The 25,594-nt window shown below is 38.1% G+C and carries 18 protein-coding genes and 2 tRNA genes; 9 read left to right on the top strand and 11 right to left on the bottom strand.

Annotated elements, in window-relative coordinates; translation table 11 throughout:
* The gene (gene xylA, locus PEDSA_RS16810; protein ID WP_013634361.1) at positions 1–1,332 is read left to right on the top strand and encodes a xylose isomerase; all 1,332 of its coding nucleotides are present in this window, start codon (positions 1–3) and stop codon (positions 1,330–1,332) included.
* Positions 1,333–1,368: 36 nt separating this feature from the next.
* Positions 1,369–3,042, top strand: a complete 1,674-nt coding sequence (locus PEDSA_RS16805; RefSeq protein WP_013634360.1) for a sodium/sugar symporter — start codon at positions 1,369–1,371, stop codon at positions 3,040–3,042.
* 76 nt (positions 3,043–3,118) lie between these two features.
* Here the strand turns inward: PEDSA_RS16805 and der are convergent, their stop codons facing one another.
* Positions 3,119–4,420 carry a ribosome biogenesis GTPase Der gene (gene der / locus PEDSA_RS16800; RefSeq protein WP_013634359.1) on the bottom strand — a complete coding sequence of 434 codons (1,302 nt, stop codon included), beginning with the start codon at positions 4,418–4,420 and terminating at the stop codon, positions 3,119–3,121.
* A 108-nt stretch (positions 4,421–4,528) separates the two neighbouring features.
* Complete coding sequence (gene era / locus PEDSA_RS16795; protein WP_013634358.1) at positions 4,529–5,407, bottom strand: GTPase Era; 879 nt, start codon at positions 5,405–5,407, stop codon at positions 4,529–4,531.
* A gap of 144 nt (positions 5,408–5,551) precedes the next feature.
* Between era and PEDSA_RS16790 the strand changes: the two genes are divergently transcribed.
* Positions 5,552–5,624: transfer RNA gene (locus tag PEDSA_RS16790), tRNA-Met, on the top strand.
* 29 nt (positions 5,625–5,653) lie between these two features.
* Positions 5,654–5,725 (top strand) — tRNA-Glu (locus PEDSA_RS16785).
* A 108-nt stretch (positions 5,726–5,833) separates the two neighbouring features.
* Here PEDSA_RS16785 and PEDSA_RS16780 read toward each other — a convergent pair.
* Entirely contained in the window at positions 5,834–7,309 is a 1,476-nt protein-coding gene (locus PEDSA_RS16780) for an aminotransferase-like domain-containing protein (RefSeq protein ID WP_013634357.1), read from the bottom strand.
* 64 nt (positions 7,310–7,373) lie between these two features.
* On the opposite strand from PEDSA_RS16780, the gene PEDSA_RS16775 reads away from it, so the two are divergent.
* Genes PEDSA_RS16775 through bioA form a run of 5 tightly spaced genes read left to right on the top strand, consistent with a single transcriptional unit; the run spans position 7,374 to position 11,954 of the window.
* Complete coding sequence (locus PEDSA_RS16775; protein WP_013634356.1) at positions 7,374–8,006, top strand: hypothetical protein; 633 nt, start codon at positions 7,374–7,376, stop codon at positions 8,004–8,006.
* Positions 7,978–9,093, top strand: coding sequence for an aminotransferase class I/II-fold pyridoxal phosphate-dependent enzyme (locus tag PEDSA_RS16770; protein ID WP_013634355.1), 1,116 nt, complete (start codon positions 7,978–7,980; stop codon positions 9,091–9,093). The genes PEDSA_RS16775 and PEDSA_RS16770 overlap by 29 nt, the downstream gene beginning before the upstream one ends.
* Positions 9,086–9,697: a dethiobiotin synthase gene (bioD, locus tag PEDSA_RS16765; protein WP_013634354.1), complete on the top strand. Its 612-nt coding sequence runs from the start codon at positions 9,086–9,088 to the stop codon at positions 9,695–9,697. Before PEDSA_RS16770 ends, bioD begins: the two co-directional genes overlap by 8 nt.
* Positions 9,698–9,705: 8 nt before the next feature.
* Positions 9,706–10,701: a biotin synthase BioB gene (gene bioB, locus PEDSA_RS16760; RefSeq protein ID WP_013634353.1), complete on the top strand. Its 996-nt coding sequence runs from the start codon at positions 9,706–9,708 to the stop codon at positions 10,699–10,701.
* On the top strand, positions 10,686–11,954 hold the full coding sequence (bioA, locus tag PEDSA_RS16755) for an adenosylmethionine--8-amino-7-oxononanoate transaminase (RefSeq protein WP_013634352.1): 1,269 nt from the start codon (positions 10,686–10,688) through the stop codon (positions 11,952–11,954). The genes bioB and bioA overlap by 16 nt, the downstream gene beginning before the upstream one ends.
* Before the next feature lie 132 nt (positions 11,955–12,086).
* Here bioA and PEDSA_RS16750 read toward each other — a convergent pair whose 3' ends face one another.
* The 8 genes from PEDSA_RS16750 to PEDSA_RS16715 all read right to left on the bottom strand — a co-directional run bounded on the left by PEDSA_RS16750 (position 12,087) and on the right by PEDSA_RS16715 (position 25,591).
* On the bottom strand, positions 12,087–14,384 hold the full coding sequence (locus tag PEDSA_RS16750) for a glycosyl hydrolase family 95 catalytic domain-containing protein (protein WP_013634351.1): 2,298 nt from the start codon (positions 14,382–14,384) through the stop codon (positions 12,087–12,089).
* A 313-nt stretch (positions 14,385–14,697) separates the two neighbouring features.
* Complete coding sequence (locus PEDSA_RS16745) at positions 14,698–15,531, bottom strand: ThuA domain-containing protein (protein WP_013634349.1); 834 nt, start codon at positions 15,529–15,531, stop codon at positions 14,698–14,700.
* A 12-nt stretch (positions 15,532–15,543) separates the two neighbouring features.
* On the bottom strand, positions 15,544–16,737 hold the full coding sequence (locus PEDSA_RS16740; RefSeq protein ID WP_013634348.1) for a DUF5009 domain-containing protein: 1,194 nt from the start codon (positions 16,735–16,737) through the stop codon (positions 15,544–15,546).
* A 24-nt stretch (positions 16,738–16,761) separates the two neighbouring features.
* Positions 16,762–17,541 (bottom strand): ThuA domain-containing protein, encoded by a 780-nt coding sequence (locus tag PEDSA_RS16735; RefSeq protein ID WP_013634347.1) that lies wholly within the window; start codon positions 17,539–17,541, stop codon positions 16,762–16,764.
* A 69-nt stretch (positions 17,542–17,610) separates the two neighbouring features.
* Positions 17,611–19,092 (bottom strand): DUF1735 domain-containing protein, encoded by a 1,482-nt coding sequence (locus PEDSA_RS19705; RefSeq protein WP_013634346.1) that lies wholly within the window; start codon positions 19,090–19,092, stop codon positions 17,611–17,613.
* 30 nt (positions 19,093–19,122) lie between these two features.
* Positions 19,123–20,808 carry a RagB/SusD family nutrient uptake outer membrane protein gene (locus PEDSA_RS16725; protein WP_013634345.1) on the bottom strand — a complete coding sequence of 562 codons (1,686 nt, stop codon included), beginning with the start codon at positions 20,806–20,808 and terminating at the stop codon, positions 19,123–19,125.
* Between the two features lie 22 nt (positions 20,809–20,830).
* Complete coding sequence (locus PEDSA_RS16720; RefSeq protein WP_013634344.1) at positions 20,831–23,668, bottom strand: SusC/RagA family TonB-linked outer membrane protein; 2,838 nt, start codon at positions 23,666–23,668, stop codon at positions 20,831–20,833.
* 27 nt (positions 23,669–23,695) lie between these two features.
* Positions 23,696–25,591, bottom strand: coding sequence for a RagB/SusD family nutrient uptake outer membrane protein (locus PEDSA_RS16715; protein WP_013634343.1), 1,896 nt, complete (start codon positions 25,589–25,591; stop codon positions 23,696–23,698).
* Positions 25,592–25,594 lie beyond the last annotated feature (3 nt).

The following is a 25,594-nucleotide window of genomic DNA, read 5'->3' as shown; positions in this document are numbered from 1 at the left end:
ATGTCAATCATTACAGGAGAAACCGAATTTTTTAAAGGGATTGGAAAAATTCAATATGAAGGAAAAGAATCTAAAAACCCATTGGCTTTTAGATTTTATGACGAAAACAGAATAGTTGGCGGTAAAACGATGAAAGAGCACTTGAAATTTGCTTGTGCTTATTGGCATTCGTTCTGTGGGAATGGTGCAGATCCTTTTGGAGAACCTACTCATATATTTCCTTGGGATGCAAAAAAAGATCCTATTGAGAGAGCAAAGGATAAAATGGATGCTGCTTTTGAGTTTATCACGAAAATGAATATTCCTTACTATTGTTTCCATGATGTTGACGTGGTTGATTACGGAACAGATATTCTTGAAAACGAAAGAAGACTACAGGCTTTAGTAGAGTATGCGCAGCAGAAACAAAAAGAAAGCGGAGTAAAATTACTTTGGGGTACAGCCAATTTGTTTTCTAACAGAAGATACATGAATGGTGCTATTACCAACCCGGATTTTCATGTATTAACACATGGCGCTGCACAAGTTAAAGCCGCAATCGATGCTACCATAGCCTTAGGAGGAGAAAATTATGTTTTCTGGGGCGGCAGAGAAGGTTATATGTCTTTATTAAATACGGACATGAAACGTGAGAAAGAACATTTCGCAAAATTCTTACATACTGTAAAAGACTATGCTAGAAAAAATGGTTTCAAAGGGACTTTCTTTATTGAACCAAAACCTTGCGAACCATCTAAACATCAATATGATTACGATGCGGAAACAGTTATCGGATTTTTAAGACAATACGATTTATTGAATGATTTCAAATTAAATCTGGAAGTTAACCATGCTACACTAGCCGGACATACTTTCCAACATGAATTGCAAGTTGCCGTAGATGCTGGTTTATTGGGGTCTATTGATGCAAACAGAGGTGACTACCAAAACGGATGGGACACCGATCAATTCCCTAACAACATCAACGAACTGGTTGAATCTATGCTGATTATCCTTAGCGGTGGTGGTTTACAAGGCGGAGGTGTAAACTTCGACGCAAAAATCAGGAGAAACTCTACAGATCCGGAAGATTTATTCTACGCACATGTTGGCGGCATGGATATCTTCGCTAAAGCACTGCTGGTTGCTGATGAAATTCTTTCAAATTCTGACTATAATAAAATAAGAACTGAGAGATACGCTTCGTTTGATTCTGGAAAAGGAAAAGAGTTTGAAGAAGGTAAATTGAGCTTAGAAGATTTAAAAGCATATGCAATTAGTAATGGCGAACCTAAAATGAGAAGCGGTAAGCAAGAATTTTTAGAAAACGTTATTAATAATTATATTTTTTGATAAATTCGGTGCTTCCAAACCAAACTAATTAAATAGATGAATACACTTCAGACGTCAGATTACATTGTATTTCTGATCTACTTCCTGATCGTAGCGGGTTACGGTCTATGGATTTACAACCGAAAAAAAGCAGAAAGTGCTAGTTCTAAAGATTATTTCTTAGCAGAGGGTTCACTTACATGGTGGGCTATCGGTGCTTCTTTAATTGCATCTAACATCTCTGCGGAGCAATTCATTGGAATGAGCGGATCTGGCTTTACATTAGGGTTAGCGATTGCGGCCTACGAATGGATGGCGGCAGCAACATTAATTATTGTGGCTATATTTTTCATTCCGGTATATCTTAAAAATAAGATATTTACCATGCCACAATTTCTTAATCAGCGTTACAATGGGACAGTAGCCATGATCATGGCTGTTTTCTGGTTATTGCTTTACGTTGTTGTTAATTTAACTTCTATCCTTTACCTGGGAGCGCTTGCCATTACCAGTATTTCAGGATTGGATTTAACGCTATGTATGTATGCCTTAGCCATCTTCTCTATCGTAATTACTTTAGGAGGAATGAAAGTTATCGGATTTACAGATGTTATCCAGGTTTTCTTCTTAATTCTTGGTGGCTTAATAACTACTTATCTTGCTTTAAATCTTGTTTCAGATGCACATGGGGTACAGGGCACACTTAATGGTTTTACTATTTTAACCAAAGAAGCACCTGACCATTTCCATATGATTTTTGATAAAACGAGTCCGCATTATCTAGATGTACCGGGTTTAACCATGCTAGTCGGAGGTCTTTGGATTGTGAACTTAAACTATTGGGGTTGTAACCAATACATCACTCAAAGAGCTTTGGGAGCTGATTTAAAAACAGCAAGAAACGGTATTTTATTTGCAGCTTTCTTGAAAATGTTAATGCCTATCATTGTGGTATTACCAGGGATTGCGGCATTTGTTCTTTACCAAAAAGGATTTTTTCACGCAGAAATGATGCAAGCTGGAGAAATCAACCCTGATAAAGCATATCCAGTATTATTGAACTTACTTCCTACGGGTTTAAAAGGTCTTTCTTTTGCGGCTTTAACTGCAGCAATTGTAGCTTCTTTAGCCGGTAAAGCAAACAGTATAGCAACTATTTTCACATTAGACGTTTACCAGAAAAAACTAAATCCAACTGCTTCTGAAGCAAACCTGGTAAAGGTTGGTAAAATTACGGTAATCATTTCTATGATTTTAGCTGTTATCATTGCTCCCTACTTAGGAATAGATAAAAAAGGTGGTTTCCAATATATTCAGGAGTATACAGGTTTCGTATCACCAGGTATCTTCGCTATGTTTATCCTAGGTTTCTTCTGGAAGAAAGCAACTTCAAACGCAGCGTTATTCGCAACAATCGGGGGTTTCCTATTATCTGTATTCTTCAAAGTATTACCTACTATGATGGATCTTTCTTTCCTATACGATTTCGGATTTGCAGTTAAGAGTGCTTCCTCTGGCTTGTATGAAATTCCTTTCTTGGATAGAATGGGTTTTGTATTCGTGATCTGTATCGTAGGTATGATCATCATTTCTCTGATAGATAATAAACGAGGAGTTACTCCACAAGGTTTAGAGGTTGACACGAAGATGTTCAATGCTCACCCTGGGTTTATTGTAGGTTCATTAATCATTATATTATTATTAGTTGCCCTATACTCTGTATATTGGTAAACGGCACATTACAATAAAAAAGCGGCGCTTGAAATTTTCAAGTGCCGCTTTTTTATGAATATAAATTTGTTAAAAATTATTTCTGTCTAAAGAATAATTGAATAGGAACTCCAGTAAAATCAAATTGTTCCCTCAGCTTATTTTCTAAAAAACGTTTATACGGGTCTTTTATATATTGCGGAAGATTACAGAAAAAGGCAAACATTGGTGTAGATGCACTAATCTGTGTAATATATTTGATTTTGATATGCTTTCCTTTTGTTGCTGGCGGAGGAGTATTCTCAATAATCGGTAATAGGAAATCGTTCAGTTTAGAAGTACTGATTTTTTTCTTCCTATTGTCATAAACCTTTTGTGCAGCCTCTAAAACCTTAAAAATACGCTGTTTTTCTGTAACTGACGTAAAAATAATCGGAACGTCAGTAAATGGAGCTATTTTCTCATTGATCTTCTGTTCAAAGGCTTTGGCCGTTTTGTGATCTTTCTCTACCAAATCCCATTTATTAACAACCAAAACCAGCCCCTTACGATTCTTTTCCGCTAAATGGAATATATTGATGTCTTGCGACTCTATTCCTTCCGTGGCATCTAACATAAGGATTATAACATCTGCTTCCTCCAAAGCGCCTATAGTACGCATTACAGAATAAAACTCTATATTTTCCCTTACTTTGGTCTTCTTACGTAAACCTGCCGTATCCACCAGCATAAAATCATGTCCAAATTGCTTGTAGTGGATATGAATAGAGTCTCTGGTAGTTCCTGCTACATTGGTAACTATATTTCTATCTTTACCCAACAACGCATTAATCATGGATGATTTACCCACATTCGGTCTTCCAACAATTGCATAAACAGGTAATTCATTTTGAATTTCCTCAGTTTCATCAAAAGTTTTAATCACGTCATCTAACAACTCACCTGTTCCTGAGCCTGTCATAGACGAAAGAGAATAGATTTCACCCAATCCAAAACTATAGAATTGTGCTGCTTCTGCCAACAACATATTGTTGTCTACTTTATTAGCGGTCACAAAAACCGGCTTTTTACTTCTTCTCAGAATGCCAGCAATGTCATCATCTAAATCAGTGATTCCAGTAGTAACATCTACCATAAAAATAATTGCGGTGGCCTCTTCGATAGCTATTAAAACCTGTTCTCTGATCGCAATTTCAAAAATATCCTCTGAGTTGGCAACATACCCTCCAGTATCAATTACCGTAAAGGTTTTATCTGTCCATTCTGCCAATCCATAATGTCTGTCACGGGTTACCCCGCTCATGTCGTCTACAATGGCCTTACGCGTTTCCGTAAGCCTATTGTACAAAGTCGACTTTCCTACGTTCGGTCTCCCGACGATCGCTACTATATTTCCCATATATTTATATTTTTCCCAGCCTTATCATGCCGGCATAATTATTTAATCCGCAAAAATAGTCAAATAAAATCGCTGTTTCGCGACATCAGCTAAATTGTTTCTTAGAAACTATTCTTCGTAGCCAAAACTTTTCAGGTAATTACCCCTGTTTCTCCAATCAGGAATCACTTTCACAAAAATTTCAAGAAATACCTTTTTCTGCAAAAAATCTTCCATATCCTGTCTGGCATAGGTCCCAATCTTCTTTAACATAGAACCACCCGTACCAATCAAAATATTTTTTTGTGACTCTCGTTCCACCACTACCTCTGCACTTATTTTAATCAGGTTTTTGCTCTCTTTAAAAGAAGTGACCAAAACTTCTGTACTATAAGGGATTTCTTTTTTATAAAATTTAAAGATTTTCTCTCTGATCATCTCCGAAACAAAAAACCTTTCACTTCGTGTGGTAAGTTCGTCTTTATCGTAATATGGTGGATGCTCCGGCAAATTATCTTTTATAAAACCCATAATCTGTTCTACATTATAATTATGCAGCGCAGAAATGCCTACTATTCCATCAGGATTTAATTTATCTCTCCAATAATTTATCTTTTCCTCCACCTTTTCCTGGGTAGACTCATCGATTTTATTGATGAGCACCAATAATTTTGCTGTTGACCCTTTGATTTTATCTAACACATCCTGTTCGTCGTGTTTTTCATTAATATCGGTTACAAACAACAATATGTCCGCATCCACCAACGAACCCTGTACTGCATCCATCATAGACTCCTGCAATTTATAGGCTGGTTTTATAATACCTGGTGTATCCGAAAAGACGATCTGATAATCTTCTTCATTTACAATTCCTATAATACGATGTCTGGTTGTTTGAGCTTTTGACGTAATAATGGCCATTTTCTCTCCTACCAGTGTGTTCATCAATGTTGATTTACCTGCGTTTGGCTTTCCTACGATGCTTACGAAACCTGCTTTGTGCGACATTTAAAATATTTTTTAAAATTTATTTGGAACACAAAGAAACGAATTATATCTTTGCAGTCCAATTCGGAACAAGATATAAATCTTCTAACGAATAAAAAAGCAGCGATTGCTTTAGAAATTTGAAGTTTTGAACATAAAATATAGTGCGGGGTGGAGCAGTTGGTAGCTCGTCGGGCTCATAACCCGAAGGTCATCAGTTCGAGTCTGGTCCCCGCTACCTAAGGATTTGAAAGACAATCCTTTTTTGGCCCGTTCGTCTAGGGGTTAGGACGCAAGATTTTCATTCTTGAAACAGGGGTTCGATTCCCCTACGGGCTACAATCCCGCTTTACAGCAAGTAGAGCGGGATTTTTTGTTTCCTCCATAGAATTTAATTCCATCCAATATCTATTTTTTATACACCAATTCTTTTATAAAACTGGCAGTTTACAAATCCGAGCAACATCTTTTCAAAATCCCCAGGCTTTCTTTTATTTCTCCTTCATCCATGCTCCCAAAACCCAATCTCATTCCGGACAGGTCTTTAGTTTGATAAAGTAAAGTTTTAGGTATAAAAAGATTGGATTTTGCACATTGATAGCTCATCTGTAATAAATTAACAGGTTTTTCCCAGCGCAACCAAAACGCTAAACCGCCATTTGGTTTTTGAAAACTCAGATATTCCTCAAAATCATTCGTTAATAAATCGGCCATAAAATCCCTGCGTTCCTGATAGATTTTCAATGATTTCTTCAGGTGTCGGTGAATCACCCCATCCTCAATCATCTCCCCCAACGCCTGCTCCATTACAATATCGCCCTGACGATCTATAATTCCCAGATATTTACGCATTTCGCGCATCAGGTTATCCGGCGCAACAATAAATCCGGTACGAAAGCCCGGAGCCAGGGATTTCCCAAAAGACCCAACATAAATTACCATACCCGTTGCATTTGCACCGGTCAATGGTAAAAGCGGCTGTTTATCATAACGAAAATCATAGTCATAGTCATCTTCTACAATCACAAAACCATAGTGATTCGCCAATCTCAACAGCTCCATCCTTCTTGGTACGCTTAAACTTACAGTCGTTGGATAATGATGATGTGGTGTAACATACACCATTCTAATCTGCTGCTGTTCGCATAGTTTTTGTAAAGCATCGGTGTCAATTCCCTCTTCGTCTACCGGAATAGTTTTTATTCGCGCTCCCGATTTTTGAAAGATCATATTTGCCGAAAAATAACTCAATCTTCCCACCACAACTGTGTCTTGTGCAGAAAGCAGGATTTCCGAGATGATAAACAAACTCATTTCAATACTGCGGGTAATCAGCAAATTATTAGTCGAAACAGGGAGGCCACGCGACAAATTAAGGTAATAGGATAATTGATATTTAAAATATTCACTTCCTTCCTGGTTATAATAACCCATTCTTTTTCGGTTGCTTCGCCGTTTGATATTCGCACTGTAAAATCGAGAAATGTCATTCAACTGGGTTAAACGGACATCAGGTACGCCATCATTAAAAACGTAATCACAGGTGGTATTTTCAAAAGGGTTATCCAGTAAATTAGATTTTCTGAAAGTAAATCCTGTCTGTTGTGGATAAACATATTCGGGCATTCCCGATCGCAATTTTTCTGTGAAAGGTAGTTCGGAACTTATAAAAGTTCCCTGATTCGGTTTTATTTCTACCCAACCCTGTGCATAAAGTTCGTCATAAACAGCAGTAATGGTATTGCGATGCACATCCAGCAATTCACCTAAAACTCTGGTTCCTGGTAATTTTGTTCCTGGTAAAACCAGATTTCTCTGAATGGCATAAATCAGCTGATTGGCAATTTGCATAAACACCGCTACCTCCGATTTTCGGTCAATCTGTATAAAACTTTTAAAAGGTATCTCAACCGGACTATCCATAATTTAAAAACTGGCACAACCAAACCATCCGGAAAGGTAATACTTTTATCAAAAAAGTAGAAATATGCTTTCCACGCTTCAACATATTGTAGAACATTCCGAATTGCATGCAAAATGGCTTAACACTTTATCTTTTATGGAGAACGCAGGTGCCAGAAAAATTTCGGCCTGTGAACATCCTTATACCACAGATATTATCCAGCTAAAACATGCCGCCGAAGAGCACAGACATGCTTATTATTTAAAGAAACAAATTGAAAAAATAACACCAAATTCCTTTAGATATTACTTCTTAGACGATTTGTTGGGCAAGGTATATACCAGACAATACCTGCAGTCTTTGGACGTATTATGCAGCCGCTATTTAAAAAAGCAATTTGCACTGAGTGGGAACGAACTAAAATATGCTTCATACCTTTTTGTCACTTATGCTATAGAAGTTCGAGCGGATGAGCTGTATCCACAATATCAGGAAGTTTTAACCAGACAGCATTCAAAAGTGATGGTAAAATCTATCATTTTAGAAGAAGAAGGGCATTTGGAAGAAATGATAACACAATTAGAACGATTTGATTGTAACTGGAAACAACATGCTTCCCACATGCAGAAAATCGAGCAACAATTATTTTCCAATTGGTTTTCGGCCATTTCAAAAGAGGTTTTAGCTTATGTTAACGCTACAAGCACAATTGCTTAACCGACTTGAACAACGTGAAAGCGAAGGGATTTTGCGGAAATTAAAAATCGGCAAAGCATCTATCGATTTCTGTTCTAATGATTATTTAGGATTGACCCGCGACCAAACTTTTCAACAGCAAATCCTGAAAACAGCTCTGGAAAATCCCAAATCGCTAATGGGGTCAACCGGATCAAGATTAATTAGTGGAAATACGGAAACTACCATGCAGGTGGAAAGCTTTTTAGCCGAAAACCACGGTAACAAAAGCGCTTTATTATTTCCATCTGGCTATAAAGCTAATCTGGCGCTATTCTCTTGTATTGCCCAAAGAAACGATACTATTTTAGTTGACGAGTATGTTCACCGTTCTGTTCACGACGGCTGCTTGCTTTCTAATGCAACAAAATGGAAATTTAAACATAACGATTTAGATCATCTGGAGTCTCTCCTCAAAAAGATGAAAGGAAATACCTTAATCGCCATAGAAAGCCTGTATTCTATGGACGGCGATTTTGCACCCTTAGAAGATATCGCGGAACTTGCATTTAGATATCAGGCCAATCTTATTGTAGATGAAGCACATGCTTTGGGTGTTTTTGGAAAAGGTCTGGTTTATCAAAACCAACTGCAAAACAAGGTATTTGCGACTATCGCTACCTACGGAAAAGCCATGGGATTGAATGGTGCTGCAGTTTTGGGAAGCCGGGTACTAAAAGAATATCTGATCAATTTCGCTTCTCCGTTTATCTACTCTACTGCAGCATCAGATTTTCAGAGTTTAAGCATACGAGCTTCCTACAAATACATGGATGAACATCCCGATTTGGCGATAAGATTACAGAAAAACATTGAATATTTCAGGTCACATCAGGTTCATTCCATATCTCAGGAGAAAAGCCCTATACAAATTGTTCAGTTTCCTTCATCAACAAAACTGCGACAGGCGGTTACTGCTCTTTCAGCAATAGACATCGAAACCTATTCAGTATTTGCCCCTACCGTGAAACCGGGATTGGAAAGACTACGGATTTGTCTGCATCAGTTTAATTCATTTGCAGAAATAGACAGGCTTTGTCGTATCATCAAACAACATCAATATGTATAAAAAGCTATTTGTAACCGGAATTGGAACAGGTGTTGGAAAGACGATTATTTCGGCTGTTTTTACACAATACTTTCAGGCAGATTACTGGAAACCTGTCCAATCTGGCGATTTGCATCAGAGCGACAGTATGATCATACGAGCTTTGATAGATGAACATCTTAAGATCCATAAAGAAAATTATCGATTAAAAGTAGCGGCATCACCACATCAATCTGCCAGAATGGAAAATATAGAGATTGAGTTAGATGATTTTGCATTGCCACAGACTAACAATCATTTAATCATTGAAGGAGCGGGCGGACTGTTTGTTCCTCTAAATGAGCAGTTTTTCGTTATTGATCTGATAGAAAAATTAAGCATTCCCACAGTTTTGGTATCCCGGGATTATTTGGGATGCATTAATCATACCCTTTTATCTATTCAGGCCTTGCGACAAAGGCAGATCAAAATAGATTATATGGTTCTTAACGGGAAATTCAATCCGGATTCTGAACGGATTATCCTTAAAAACATTAATCAACATACAAAAATTATCCACTTGCCCGAGTTCAACAAACTCAACAAAGCCGATATCAAAAAAATCTGTACAACACTTTCATTATAGAAAAGACAATGGAAAACACAAAAACATTACGTCACAATTGGACAAAAGAAGAACTTTTAGAAATTTACAACAAGCCCTTAATAGAACTCGTTTATGAAGCGGCGACCGTTCATCGTGAATGGCATAAGGCAGACGAAGTTCAAATTTCTACTTTACTGTCGGTAAAAACCGGTGGCTGTCCCGAAGATTGCTCTTATTGCGGACAGGCGGCCAGATACCATACAGATATAAAAGTTCAGGCATTATTACCAACAGAAACAGTAATTGCTCATGCGCAAAAAGCAAAAGATAATGGTTCATCACGCTTCTGCATGGCAGCAGCATGGCGGGAAGTCCGCGACAATAGCGATTTTGATAGAATTATCGATATGGTAAAAGGTGTAAATGATTTGGGTTTGGAAGTATGCTGCACTTTAGGGATGCTAACCGAAAACCAGGCACAACGTTTACAGGACGCCGGCTTATATGCCTATAACCATAATCTGGACACTTCTGAAGAATATTATGATGAAATTATATCTACCCGTCAATTCGATAATCGTATCAACACCATAAATAATGTCAGAAAAGCGGGAATTACTGTTTGTTCTGGTGGTATTATAGGTTTAGGCGAAACTAATGAAGACCGGATTTCCATGTTACGTACCCTGGCCAATATGGAAAAACATCCCGAATCGGTTCCCATCAATGCATTGGCGCGAGTAAAAGGAACACCTTTAGAAAACAATCCGAAAGTTGATATCTGGGATATGGTACGCATGATTGCTACTGCCCGTATTGTAATGCCTGCTTCTATGGTTCGTTTAAGCGCAGGACGTATTGAAATGAGTGAAACCGAACAGGCATGGTGTTTTATGGCCGGAGCTAATTCTATCTTTACCGGAGAAAGACAGACTTTATTGGTTACACCAAATCCGGGCGTATCCGAAGATATGCAGATGCTTAAAAATCTAGGACTAAAACCTCTTGTAAAAGAAAAAGAAAGTGCATGCAAAGCGAATTGATAGAACGCGATAGAAAAGTCAACTGGCACCCTTATACCCAAATGAAAACAGCCCGGCATATTCCGATTATTCGGGGAGAAGGGGCTTACATTTTTGATGCTAACGGTAAACGTTACATTGATGCGGTATCTTCCTGGTGGGTAACGCTACATGGCCATGCGCATCCGTATATTGCAAAAAAGGTTGCCGAACAACTAAACACATTAGAACAGGTAATCTTTGCCGGATTCACACATCCCGTGGCTATTGAATTATCTGAAAGACTATTAAATCTGCTACCCGATAATCAGGAAAAGGTATTTTACACAGATAATGGTTCCACAGCGGTAGAAGTAGCTTTGAAAATGTGCATTCAATATGGCCACAATCAAGGTGTCCGTAAGAATAAAATTCTGGCCTTTAAAAATGGCTATCACGGAGATACCTTTGGCGCTATGTCTGTAAGTGGCCGTGGGTTATGGACGGCGCCTTTTGGTGAATTATTATTTGATGTTCTTTTCATTGATGCACCTACCAAAGAAAATCTTTCGGGTACAAAAAGTTTTATCGAAAAACATGCTTCAGAAATTGCATGTTTCATTTACGAACCACTGGTACAGGGTGCCGGTGGCATGTTGATGCATGAAGCAGATGACTTATCCGAACTGATGAAATTTTGCAGATCAAAAGGGATCTTACTGATACAAGATGAGATTTTTGTTGGGTTTGGACGTACAGGCAAGCTGTTTGCTGCCAACCATTTATCAGCACAAGCGGATATCATGTGTTTTTCAAAAGGCCTCACAGGCGGGACTATGCCATTAGGCATCACAACCAGTTCGCAGAAAATCTATGATGCTTTTTATTCCAACGATAAAACCAAGGCGCTTTTTCACGGACATTCGTTTACCGCGAGTCCACTAGCCTGTGCTGCAGCTTTAGCCAGCATGGATTTATTACTGCAGGAAGAAACCCAACAAAATATCCAAAGAATTTGTAAACAGCATCAACAGTTTGTCAATACATTGGTAAAACACCCTAAAATAAAAAATGTCCGGCAACAAGGAACTATATTCGCCCTAGAATGGAAAATCGAAGAAGACACTTCCTATTTCAGCGATATGCATGATATCCTCTATCCTTTCTTTTTGCAACGGGGTATTTTAATGCGTCCACTGGGGAACATTATTTATTTAGTTCCTCCTTACTGCATCTCCCAACAGGATCTGGAATATATCTACTTTTGTATTCTGGATGCTTTGGAAACGCTTTGATTTTACAAATAAATCCATCCAGCTATCAATCCTTCTTTCCGCTAAAGGGCTATTTCCATATCCCTTTAGCTGGTAAATTTGATATTCTACCGCAGGAATATAAGTTAGTTTTCACTTTATCATAGGCTTGCATCAATTAAAAGGAACAAGTTCTATCTGCTCGCCTTTTTGTGTTTCAAACTCAAAAACAGGACCTTTCAATTCTATAACCCCATCTTTTCTTTTCAACAAGACTTTTTTCAACGGCCATGGATTTTCCATTTTACAGACTCTGCCGACCTCACTTAATAAGTGTACATATTTTATATCGCCTGCGCCCAGCTTACTGCTAACTAAAAAGGCACCATAAGCGCGAAGATTAGAAAACTCAGCATCTTTGTTCCTATTCCAATTGGGAAAAATGCGTATTACATGTTCATAACTTTGCATCAGCATTTCGTTTACCGTTAAAGGAACAGCAGAAAGTGTCTCAATGCCACCGCCAGCAGCAGTAATCCATAGATTGGGAAGAGATTGCACTTCTATCCTGTCTTTTAAAAATCCCAAAATCTTATCGGAACTATAACCAACCCTGACCGCAGCAGGAAAACAGGTTTCAATTCCATTCCCAAAGGTGTTTCCCCAGTCCCCTTTAGTTGTTGTTTTCTTCTCCCAATTTTTCACATCATTTAAAAGAATAGCATTGAAAGCCGAATCCGTTTTAGGACCACAAACACCTCCGGGCAATACTAAACCGTGAATAGAGACCCTGGCTAAACCATTCACCCCCTGTTGCCAGGGCGAAGGACTTTTCTCTACGTTTTTCAGACTTAAAAAACCACCTTTTTCTGAAACTGGAAAGGGACTAAGATGAGTGACAATATGTTTCCACTTGGCTTTTCGGGATTGATCTTGATTTAAAAAATCACTCATGTCCAGTATTCCTTTAAACAGCATTTTCACCAGACCAAGGGAAAGCGTTGAATTATAATCACCTAAAAGGTGTTTCCATTGCCCTTGATTACGTAAATTTGGCATCACTTCGTTATAGTGATCCATATAAATCACATAATTCCCATTTTCAAACTTTAGATAATCCTCCCAAAAATTGGCACATTCTAACAGATACGGATAAACTTTTTCGGCATAAGCTTTATCATAAGTGCTGTAAAAGCGCATCAACATATTCCCTACGCTAAAAACAGCATTTATTTTCTGTCCTAGAAACTTATAGCCATTATCTATGGTATTATCCCGGGTGCCATAACGCTTTTCCATTTCATCTGCCGTTAAAGGCCAATGGGTTGTGGTTAATCCCAAAGGGCCAATTCCTACAGGATAATAAATTCCTTTTGTCCCTAATAATTGTTTCGAAAAAGAGCGCCCTTTATCCATATAATCTAATAAAGGCTGGTCAAAATTTTCTGTTTCCTCTATATGGTTTGATGAAAATGCCGCCCAATATGGCGCCTGATAATTATAGTTTAAATGATAATCTCCGCCCCAGGCTGTCGAATCCTTAGTAACGAATGGCCCCCAGATACCTGGAGCAAATTTATCTCCTCTTGATGTAGCACCAAAAAAATACTGCGAAGCATAATAGTATTTTTCAATGAAGAGATCTCCAATCCTAACTTCAGACTTAGACCAATAATTTTTCCACCAATCTAAATGTTCGCTCCATCTTTGTTTAATTATATTTCCAGTTAAACTTTCTGTGTCTTCAATCGCTTTCTCTTTCCATTTTTTACGATCAAAATTGGTATAAAGAGTAAGAACCAACGTCGCTTTTTCGTCTTTATTTAAGGTTAATGTACCGTCACTACCAATAGCCTTCCCAATTCCTTTCAAAGCGATTGCAACGTGTGCCGGCCACTCCAACAGATCTGTCCCCTCAAAAGAACGTGTTACCCAAAAAACATCTTTAATTCTGCCTTTTGCAGTTTTAGAGGTATTTCCAGTTGCAGCATGAAGACCTAAATTTATTTTGGTCGGTTTATTGGCCGCTAACTCCACTACAACATTATTGTTATTCGCAGAAACCCATGTTTTTAAATTAACCTGTAAATCCCCCTTAGAAAATCTAGCTCTGATAAAGGCACTATCTGGCAACTGCTCCGCATAATAATCCGCTCCTTTTAAAGCGTCTATTTTAAGATCCATAAAACCTGGAAAAGCTATCCCACCACCGGGATAAACCGGATACGCCCTCCAGAAATCGTTTTTCCCGAAGAAGAATCGCAAATGACTTCCATCACCTCCCAAAGTCAATCCAATATCTCCATTTCCGGCCAATGGCCCATCGGGCGTTTTCCCGGTAGGCACATTCTCAGGTTCTTGAGTAAAAATTGCCTTATATCTTCCGGCATATATTTCCTGAGCATTTGCAGTAGTTCCAATCGCTATACTCAGCAGCAATAAGCTTATTACTTTTCTTGTATATTTTTCCATGTTACAAAGCATGTTTTGCGCATTGTAACTTAACTTTTTTTTAGTATTAAAGATTAAGTAGGATAAGCAAAAGCTTCTGTGATTTTGTTAATTCTGAAGGTTAAATCGAGACTAATGTCCTGTCAACCACATTTTGTCTGGCTTCCCGACTTTTCGGAATCGAAGCCTCTGCGAATGACCCTTCGAGAACCTCAGAGCTTGTCCCGCCAACGGGAGTGACAAACGCATATGACATTTTATCGTTAACACGATACTAGTTCTTTTTATATGATTAACAACTTGCAACTTCCTTGTTCGCAAAAGAAATATATCATTATCTCTTATCTTTTTGATTCCTCCCTCTCAACCAAAATAAACTATTTAAGATAAATTGATTCTGAATATCATTTGCAAAAGTGTATGAAACCGTTCTATCAGGATTGTAAACCATATCATTATGTCCCATATTTACATAAAGCATTCTGTAATTTTTATTTGTCCATACTACCGGATAATAGCCACTGTACCAGATTTCATTTTGTTTAGTTCCCAGCGGAAAACTAGAGGGATCAATAGACATTAAAACCGAAATATCCGGATTTTTAGACACATCATTTTGCCATTTGTACCATTCGTTCGGAGAAGATTTAAATAACTCAGGCAATCCCTTTGTAGACGGGTGGTCTTTCTTCTCGACCTTCAAATTGGCAGACGTTGGTTTCCAGGTATTACCAGCAAATTTCCCAGTGCCCAGAAAATCATTAAAATACCAGGGCCATTTCTCAGGATCGGTATTGAAAGCAGACACATGATAACCAATAAATCCACCGCCTTTTTTCATATATCGCTCAAAAGCCTGTTGCTGGCTTTCAGTTTGTGGTGAATTATCCAAAAACATCACAATCTGATATTTAGAAAGAAATTTTTCATTTAAATTATTCCAGTTGTTAGTAGAGTCATATTTAAATCCATATTGAGCAGCCATTTCTGCAAACCATTTATTTGCTTCATGCACATAGCTAATATGTGCTACATCCCAATTTCCAGAATAAAACCCGACAACATTAAAGCTTTTTCCTTTTTTAATACCGGATTGTCCACATGCAGTCTCATTTTTTACTATAAAACTTACGAGGAAAAAGAAAAGTATGCTTAAAAAATTCTTCATATTATAATTCCGCTATAGTTTAAGTTTGATATTAATTTTAGAAAGCAGATTAACAAGATAAATCATCAGTAATGCCCAAATGATTGATCCTGAAACAGCCAATAGCATATTTTCGTTCTGCTTGTAAAAGAATAATGGAATAGCAAATCCCCAACTTGTGAAATAAATAAGATCTGGCATTAAATAAGTTGTAAGGGAATTTTTTCCAGCCATATCGAACGGACCGGTCCATTTAATACTCCTTTTTTGATCGACAATAAAATACAGCGCAGCAAAAACAATTATACTGATACCATTGCAGATCATAGCCCAGCTTGGTGTCCCGTAAATCTTAGAAATAATAAACCAGTTCCTGAGTATAAAACCTACCCCCAACGATAATATCCCCAAACAAAACAAAATGAATAAGAGCTTCTTCGGATTATACGCTTCCCGCTTAATTAAAACACCTACCAATAAACCGGACAACACTATTGATGGTACATTTCCCGAGATTATAACACCAAAAATCTGGTTGATATTAGCAGAAACCTCAAACATGCCTAACTGCGAAAAAGCATTAATCCAGATAAAAAGTAACCATACAAGACTTAGTATTACTACATTATCCTTAACCAATAGATATACAAAGGCAGAAGTAAAATATCCCCAGCCAATAAGGCCCAGTATTCCCCACCATCCCGTTTCCAGCCATTTAATATTTTCCCCATCTCCTGCTTTAAATATATAGATAAGACATAGCAGACCTAGGAGTCCAAATACCCTCAACGCCGGAAATAGAAATCTGTATTTTTTACTTTTTGGATAGTTATTCCACACTAAAAAAACACTAATATACACCAGACCTGCCCACAGCAATTTGTTCATACCAGTCAGTTCTGGATTAACTCTGTCTGCATTTAGCATAAGTATACCTATAAACAAAAGGCTTAAGGCTCTTAAAAGAATATGTACAAAAATCTTAAAGCCAGACTCTCCTTTAGCCTTTCTGGCTTTTACAGCATAGGGAATTGACAGGCCTACCATAAATAAAAATCCGGGAAAGACCCAATCGGCCAGACCCATTCCATCAACATTAGCTTTGGTATGTACCAACCATTTTGGAACTCCCGGTTCATAAAGATCATTAACAAATAACATCAGGAATAATGTTAGGCCCCGCATAATATCAATGGATAAAATACGTACAGATAGTTTTTCTGTCATTGATTCAAGGTTTGGTTTATATAATTATTTTTTGGCTGCCCATAATATAGCGTTTGCAAATATTTTCTTAAAGTTTTCGGTCTTTAATAAATTCGCATGATGCCCCATTAAGAAATAAACATTCTTCGCTTTTTTATGGTGATTAATCCAAATTACGGGATGATCTCCCATCTTCACATTAGATGCAGGATTGTAACTGGATTCATCAACATTCGCCAGAACATGCACATTGTCTCGAGGATTTTTGTCAAAGGTATACCATTCGTCATCCGGAAGATCAAATGAAGTCGGCAAACCGTTCATTATCGGATGTTTACTATCTTCGACATGCACTGTTCCAGTCGCCCTTTCTGCTATATAAGACTTGAATTTGATACCGCCCATAAAATCAGAAAACCAATTCCACATGGGATAACCATCAAAATCCCCCAATAAAGTAGCATGATGAAAACCAACCCAACCTCCATGCCCTTCGTCAATATAATTTTCAAAAGCTTGCTTGGTCTTATCCGTCCAGTTATATGGCGGATAATTAAGCTGTATAAACACTTTATAATTAGCTAAGTCCACTTTCTCCATCTCTTTAGGATGGTTAATTACCGTGATTTGAAAATTCTCCTTTTTAGAAAACTCCTCTAACCATACCAAAGCCGCTGATACAAAACCTTCATGCTGTCCGCCCCGTTCGGTCAGAACCAAGGCTTTAAATTTGTAATGTGCTCTGGATTTTGAAAAAGATAATTGCAAAAAGACACTATGACAAATAATAAGGAGAATGATTTTTTTAAATGTGCTTGCCACCATATTAAGCCCTTTAAAAAGCAAAACTCTACCATAAAGGTAGAGCCTTTGCCTATTGGTTTCTATAAAATTCTAAGGTATCCTTCTTAAATCTATATTGGTAATCGTTATTCCATCGGCTCCAAGATTTGCTCCTCCAGAACGAATAACCACATACATTGTTCCCGTTGCTGAAGCAGTAAAAACACCTTTAGGTGTAGCTCCAGAACAAGCGATGGCCGAAAGCTGCCCATCAAAAGGAGATTTACCACAACCGCTCCAGGTATTTAACCCCATTAAATTTCCTCCACTGCTATAATCACTCAATTGCACAGGAGCTGGTGTTCCCACATAAACTTCAAACCAGGTATCTGTTGTTCCAGATCCTTTTACACGCATATCAATCTTATATTTTCTACCGGCTTTAACTTGTATCGCTTGATAAATCCCCTGGTGACCACTATTACCACCAGTGGCTAGTACACTTCCGTCGCCATTTACTGTGAACTTAACATTATCATTATTAGAGATTTTCAAAATTTGCCAGGCCGAATTCACTATTTGGTTTGTAGGTGGAACCACGTCATCCAATAAAGCGTCCGCATTAAAATAAACCACTGCTTTATCTTTACTGGGATCTATAGTGAACTGAGAAGCATTCGCCAATTTCAGTCCCAATGCAACAATTTTCCCACTATACTTATCCAAACTTGAAATCTTAATTTTAGGACGGATATTTCCCTGGACCACACCGGTAGTCAAGTTCATGTTCACTTTATTTTCCAAAGAGTAATCTGCAGGATCTAAAGCTACCGTATTTGCCGGCAAAGAAGCGCCTGCAATAATGCTGTTATCTACCGTAACATCTACTGTAAAAGTTCCCAAATTGGCTACTCCAGCCCTCTGTACTGGGATATTAAAAGTAACTTCATTAGCGGTATTATTAACAGAGTAGGTTGTAGTCATCAAATCTAACTTCCCTGGATTTGATGATTGAGAAACCGGAAAATAAATTGGGCCAGCTATTTTATTAACCTCAAAATACATTACCACTTTATTTTTCGTTTCATTGATAGTATATCTTGATGTACTTTTTAACTTAAATCCCAGAGCGACATTCTTTCCTGCATACGGTCCCAACTTACCGATATTAACCTTTGGTGTAGCACTTCCTTTCATCATATCATTTGTAACCGAAAGTGCTGTTTTAGTATCAAAAGTGTAGGTACTGGCATCTAAGGCTATGGTATTTGCAGGCAGTGCACCCGATTGTATTAAAGCGGGAATAGTGCTATTATCTATTTCTACATCAACAGTAAAGGGTTCCGAACCTGCCTGGCCACCTCTAAAAATTTGCAAAGGAAAATTCGCTGTCTTTGCTTCAGCATCTATTTCCATAGCAGTCTTGTCCACAGCATTAATCACCCCATTTGGTGCATCAGCATTTAAGAAATAAACCTTATAGGGTTCATTTCCTGTTGCCTTAGGTCCTTCAATAGTTTCCTGCTGACAAGCCGAGCTTAAAAACGCCAGGAATGCAAACAATTTATATTTCGAATATTTATGGATTTTCATAATATCTCTTTTTATCGTAAGCAATAATTTTTACCAATTAGGGTTTTGTGTCCAGCCCGTAATACTTATTTCAGTTTGCGGAATTGGGTACCAGTTCATTTTTTTGTCATATACCCTATCCTCTAACTTTTTCACCTGATAAATAAAGCTGTTTCCCTGCTTAGCGATTTCAATTCTATTTAAAGGTGTTTTAAAATATGTTTCGCCCTTATTCCATCTCCTTACATCCCAAAATCGCTGATCTTCGAAACCCAGTTCCACATTACGCTCTCTTTCTATAGCAGCCTGGTTTAATTGGTTTGCAGTTAATGCCGGCATAGCCGATCTGGCTCTTACCTGGTTAATTGCCTGTAAAGCCGTCAAACCAAAACTTCCCGGATCTGCTGTAGCCCCATAAGCATTAAACATAGCTTCGGCATAATTCAATAAAACTTCAGCATATCGCATATAAGCCCATGTATGGTTCGATTTCGTATCGTTCACTAAATCTAAAGCCGGGTTGGACCATTTTGACAAATAGTAACCTGTCTTGGTGGCATTTAATTTCGGTAAACCACTGTTACCTCCATAAAAAGTCTCAATAACTGTAGATTTATAATTAGCATTATTGAAAATAACAGTCGCTGCCAGGCGTGGATCTCTATTTTGGTACGGATTGGCCGCATGCACCGGATTATTCCAATTAAATGGTTCGGATCCTGTAACGGTATTTCCCGACTTTATAAGCACTTCAAACCCATCTACATAATTTTGAGAAGGAGTAGTACTGTTTCCATTACTATTCTCGAAAACAATTGGAAAATTATCTTTCTCTGGCCAATTTATAGAACCATATCTTCTATAAAAAATCAGTTCTGCTGTACTGGTGTTATCCGGACCGAATAATTTAGAATAGGAAGCATCTAACGAGTATTTTTTCAGTTTTATCACGTCATTAGCTGCACTTGCAGCATCTGCCCAACTTATGGTTGATCCGGCCTCTTTATACAAAGGACTGGCACCATATAACAGTGCTTTTGCTTTTAAAGCTTTAATAGCTCCATGGGTGACCCTACCATCTTCGTACCAGGATGCATTTAAATTTGCCGGAATTATATTTGCCGCTTTATCACATAATGATGCAATATATTTGATAACCTCATCAACAGAATTTCGCTGCACATTTTTCCAGGTATTTTTATCCTTATAATCTAAAGGCTCTTCAAAAATCGGAACGCCACCATAACGCTTTAGTAATTCGAAATAGAAATATGCTTTTAAAAACAATACTTCGCCCTCCATATATTTCACGTTATCGCGGGCATTGTAATAAGATGTAGAATCTACTCCAACAACGCCGTTCTTGATATAAGAGATGTCTATCTTACCTTTATTCTTAAGGAATAGATTTGCTTGCCTAATGCCTTCGAAATTTTTACTCCATACACCATCGGGATTAGCGTATTGATTCCAGATTCCTAAATTGAACACCTGTGCATCTGCACTTACATTGGTACATTCTGCATTATCGGTAGCGCCCTCTCTTTTCACGTCAGCTAAACCGTCCGGCAAGTAGCTATAGGTATTCCAAACCACACCCTGAACGTAAGTGTATGTAGAATAAAGTTGCTCGGTAGATATGTTCGCATCAATTTTTCTTACATCCAGATAATCGTCTTTACATCCGTAAACGATAGCGGATAATATTAGAGCTGATATATATCGATTAATTTTCATTGTCTATGTTTTATAATTGATACTAAAACTTCATTTTTAATCCAAAGCTCACAGCTTTCATCAAAGGGTAACCCATTGACATGCGTTCCGCTTCCAAATCTTCGATATTATCCCAGATAAAAAGATTTGTCCCATTAACAAAAAGGCGTACATCATCTAGGCGTTTTAAGGAATTGATTTTAGGAAGTGTATATCCCAACTCTATGCTTCTTAGCTTAAAAAAGTTTCCATTACGTAACCAAAAATCGGATTGTTGTTCGTTATTGGCATTTTTTAGTGTAGACAGCCTTGGATAATCTGCAGTTGATGCTGTTGCCGATGTCCAACTGTTTAGTGAGAATACCGTCATATTGTTATTATCCACAAATGGATGAGTATAGATGTAGGCATCGCTCAGAAGACTTACCGTCCTGTTCATTACACCTTGTAGAAATGCATCAAAATCAAATCTTTTAAATTTGAAACCGATATTAAATCCCAAAGTCATCTCGGGAAGCTTGGCATAGGCTAAAGGAATTTTGTCGTAATCGTTGATGATGCCATTGTTATCCTGGTCTTTAAACTTTAAGTCTCCAGGTTTAATTGGCGCATAAGAAGAACTCACAGTACCCGATTTTAAAGTACCATCTGTATTAAAATCAGCCTCCTGATAAAAACCATCAAAAACAAGTCCCTTAAATTGCCCTAAACGATAGCCCTGTGAATACAAATAGCTATAAGGCTGTAAAGCTTCGGACCGTTTAGTAATCTCATTTCTAGCAAAAGATGCAGAACCCCTTAAATAATACTGGAATGCATGATCATTATTATCAAAGGATAAAGAAGCCTCAAATCCTTTATTTTTAACTTCGCCAGTATTTAAGTATTGAAGTGAAAAACCTGTATAAGCCGGAATGTCTGCACTTGGAAGTTCAAGACTACCAGTTCGCTTTTCATTGAATAAATCAATTGTTGCAGTTAGTTTTTTAAACAATTTCAAATCAAATCCCAGATTAAAGCTGGTCTTTTCTTCCCATGAAGCTTCAGGATTCGCAATGGGACCTTCTTTTCTTCCTCCTTTATCTGCATTTCCCGAACCCAATTTCCAGTTACCGCTGGATATTGCCCATTGTTGGTATAAGAAACGGTAGCTTTCGTTAACATTTCCTACCTTACCATAAGTAGCTCTTAGTTTAAGAAAATCAATACTATTATTCTCTTTTAAGAAATTTTCATTAGATAAAACCCAAGCTAAACCTACAGCAGGAAAAAAACCATATCTTTTTCCAGGAGCAAAATCTGTAGAACCGTTATACGATGCCACCAAATCCAATAGGTAAGTTTTTGAGTAATCGTAAGAAAAACTCGCGGACAAACCCTGATGCCTTAACTGATAGACCGTATTATTTTTAGAATAATTCTGTCTTTTCGCCAATAAGGTCCCCGAAAAAGTACTTTCATTAAAAGTTCTTCGGTATTCGAGCCCCAACTGTCCGGTATTTCTATTCCAGTGACTTGTTTCTCCCTCTTCTATTTTTTCGCTAATACTTCCTCTCTGGATATAACCAATATTACCAAAACCATCAAGAATTGGCTCATCGTTAGCATTCTTAGCAATTTCGTACCCCGGTATTCCAAAAAGTTTTTGATAATAGCCAACATATTGATTGCTGAAAGAAAGCCCGCCTTTCAAGGCCAATCCTTTTGTGATGGCATCCAGTTTCTCTGTAAAAGAAAAGTTTGTCTGCAAATTTCTGGTATGCGAGTTCCATATACCAAACCTTTGTAGCCGTTGCACCGCATTGAAATTATAGGCTGATGATATCCCCCAGCTATCATTTGGATTTTTTACGGGGAAAGCAGAGGCAGGAGTTTTCAAAAGATTATCGAATAATTCTGTTGCAGTAAAACCTGCAGGAGTATTCTTGTCTTCTGTAATGGCCGAAATATTTGCCGTTACCGAAAGACTCTTACTCAATTGCAAATCTACGTTACCTCTTAAATTGATCTTGTTGTAACGGGCATTTGTGCCAAATTCCTTATCAATAACATCTGCATCTTTATATAAACCAGTAAAGTCAGTATAATTCATCAATACAAAGTATTTCGCTTTCTCGCTTCCACCCCTGAAAGACAAATTGTAATCCTGAATAGTAGATGTATTTTTAAGAACCTGGTCGTACCAATTCACGTTTGGATGAAATGGATCATTAGTTGCTTTATACAGGTCCGGATTTGGATATTTTATCGGAAGCCCGTCATTCGTTAATGCCTGATTATAATGTGTGGTGAAATCATACGCGTCAACAACAGTTGGTAATTTTAAAGCACTTTGTATACCATACCGTCCATTAGCCATAATTTTCACCTTTGAAGCGTCACCAGAAACCGTCCTGATCCAAAGTACACCCGCTCCCCCCTGTAAACCGTAAGAAGCCAAAGCTAAAGCATCTTTAAAAAGCGTTACAGATTCTATCTCGTAAGCAGACAAAGACGATATTGTATTCATGTCCACTTCAAAACCATCCAGATAAATAAGCACTTTGTTTCCGGCAATATTCCAGCTGCTCTGTCCTCTAAGGTATAACGTAGGGTTATCATATCCGGGTTCCCCAGAACCTGTAACTACTGTCAGTCCCGGGATTCGTCCTTGTAAAGTATTTAACAGATTCCCAACCATCATACGCTGAAGCTCTGTACCTTTCAATGTAAAAACAGCTCCCGTATTTTGTCGTATACCGGCTACAGAAGAGCTATCGGCAAATGAACCTACACTATTTTTTACGCCGGACAGACTTTCCTCTATGCTTTGCGCCTTAGCAGACAGAAAACCGCAAAATGAAAAGACACAGGCAAAAAGTTTTATATATTCTTTTTTCATTTTTCCCAATTAATAAAGTTTAAATTATTACCAGCCTGGATTTTGTCCATCCCAAGATGCTCCGTCTCCTAAATATTTCTTACTTACCTCTGATGTAATGAATGGCAAATAGTAATATTTTAAAGGGAATACCTGTGTCATAAAAGGAACGATTTCCCAAGATCTTTTTAAGCTACCATCACCGCCCTTTTTTGCCGTAGTGGCGATACCTCTTAAATTGGTATTCAAAACCGTATGTGCTTTCAACCATCTCAAAAGATCATTGTATCTGTGTCCTTCGTAAGCCAGCTCAATAGTACGTTCATTTTGTACTGCACTTTGAAAAGCCTGATAATCCAAACCTGCTTTATCGGGCATACCTGCTCTTTTTCTGATGTCGTTTAAGTATTTATATGCTTCTGAATTTGGCCCACCATTGTATTCGTTTATTGCTTCGGCATAGCTCAAGTAGAATTCGGCCAATCTAAAAACCGGCCATGCGAAATGATTCCAAGAACCGTTATCTACTCTCGCCACAAACTTATAAACATCCAAAGCATAACCATCCGGCCCCACGTCACTGGCGGATAAAGCTCCTGCCTGAAAACCATCGCCGGCTTTATAAAAAGGAACTACACCAAACTTACCTCCCGATGCCGCTCTAAAAAACATTCCATCATAAGCCACCGTCTGGTAAAATCTCGGATCAAGATTAAAACTTCGAATGTCTACCGGTAAATCTGTACCCGACGCAGGTAACGTAAACTTAGTACCATCTCGCTTTTCATAAAGCTGCATAAATTCTATAGGCATATTATTCTTCACACCCCACTCCCAGTTTCCTACTTTAGATGACAGGTTCTTACCCCATGCTGTCAATGTTGCTCCCCAATCACCACCATCCTGATTTTTGGTACTTACCAAAATCAATTCTTTATTTGCAAACACATTCCAAACAGCCTCATAATCTCCCAAACCTGCATAATTGTCTGTTCCAATATCAGTTTCCGCTTTTCCCGTGTTATAAATCTCTACTCCGGCCGCAGCTGCATTATCAATTACATCCTTTGCGGCATCCGCGGCTCTTTTCCATCGTTCCTTATCATAATTAGGATAGCATAATACCGTATCTCGCTGATCTCCATACCTTGCAGGAGAAATTACGGATTTCATATTATCCGGAGTATTATATAACGGACTTGCGGCATACAATAGAATTCTTGATTTTAAAGCCATTGCTGCAAGCTTTGTAATCTTGCCATAGTCGGAACTACTTCTGGTAGGAGGTAAAAGATTTGCTGCCTGATCACACCATTTTACCACACTGTCTACTACTGATTGGATAGATCTTCTTGGCAAGTTAATATTTCCGTCACCGGCTAACGCATTGGAAACAATAGGTATACCGCCGTAGTAACGGAATAATTCATAATGCTGTAATGCCCTACAAAAAATAGCCTGGCCTTTTACGTCACTTTTCCATGCCTGATCTGCATCGACAACCATATCTATATTCTTTAACACCAAATTTGCCTGCCGTATACCTTTATAGTGCCAGCCGAATGCTCCTCCCGTAACATTTTTATCAGTACCCGCTCCCCAACCGTAGTCTACATTACTATTTGCTCCCATATTCCCTTTCTTATAGGTCGGAGCGTTGATTCCCAGATTCGCCCAGTCATATCCCGGAGATATAATATAAAGCGCATCTGTCAGAATCTCTGGCCTTGGCAAATCAGTAGATCCCTGTGGTAAGTAACCTCTTACACACCATGTGTACATTCTGGAAACCGCAAATTGAGCCTGATTTTTAGTATGGAAAATTGTATCAACGGTTACAGCACCTCCTTTGGGTTTTTGTAAAAAGTCTTTTGTACAACCAGCCGTAAATATTGCTACAGCCAAACCGCCAAGAAGTAAAATATTTAAAATCGATTTTTTCATTTC

The organism is Pseudopedobacter saltans DSM 12145, assembly GCF_000190735.1.
Lineage (GTDB): Bacteria > Bacteroidota > Bacteroidia > Sphingobacteriales > Sphingobacteriaceae > Pseudopedobacter > Pseudopedobacter saltans.
The sequence above is the reverse complement of the archived record's forward strand: the minus strand, read 5'-3'. Positions and strand labels throughout refer to the sequence as shown.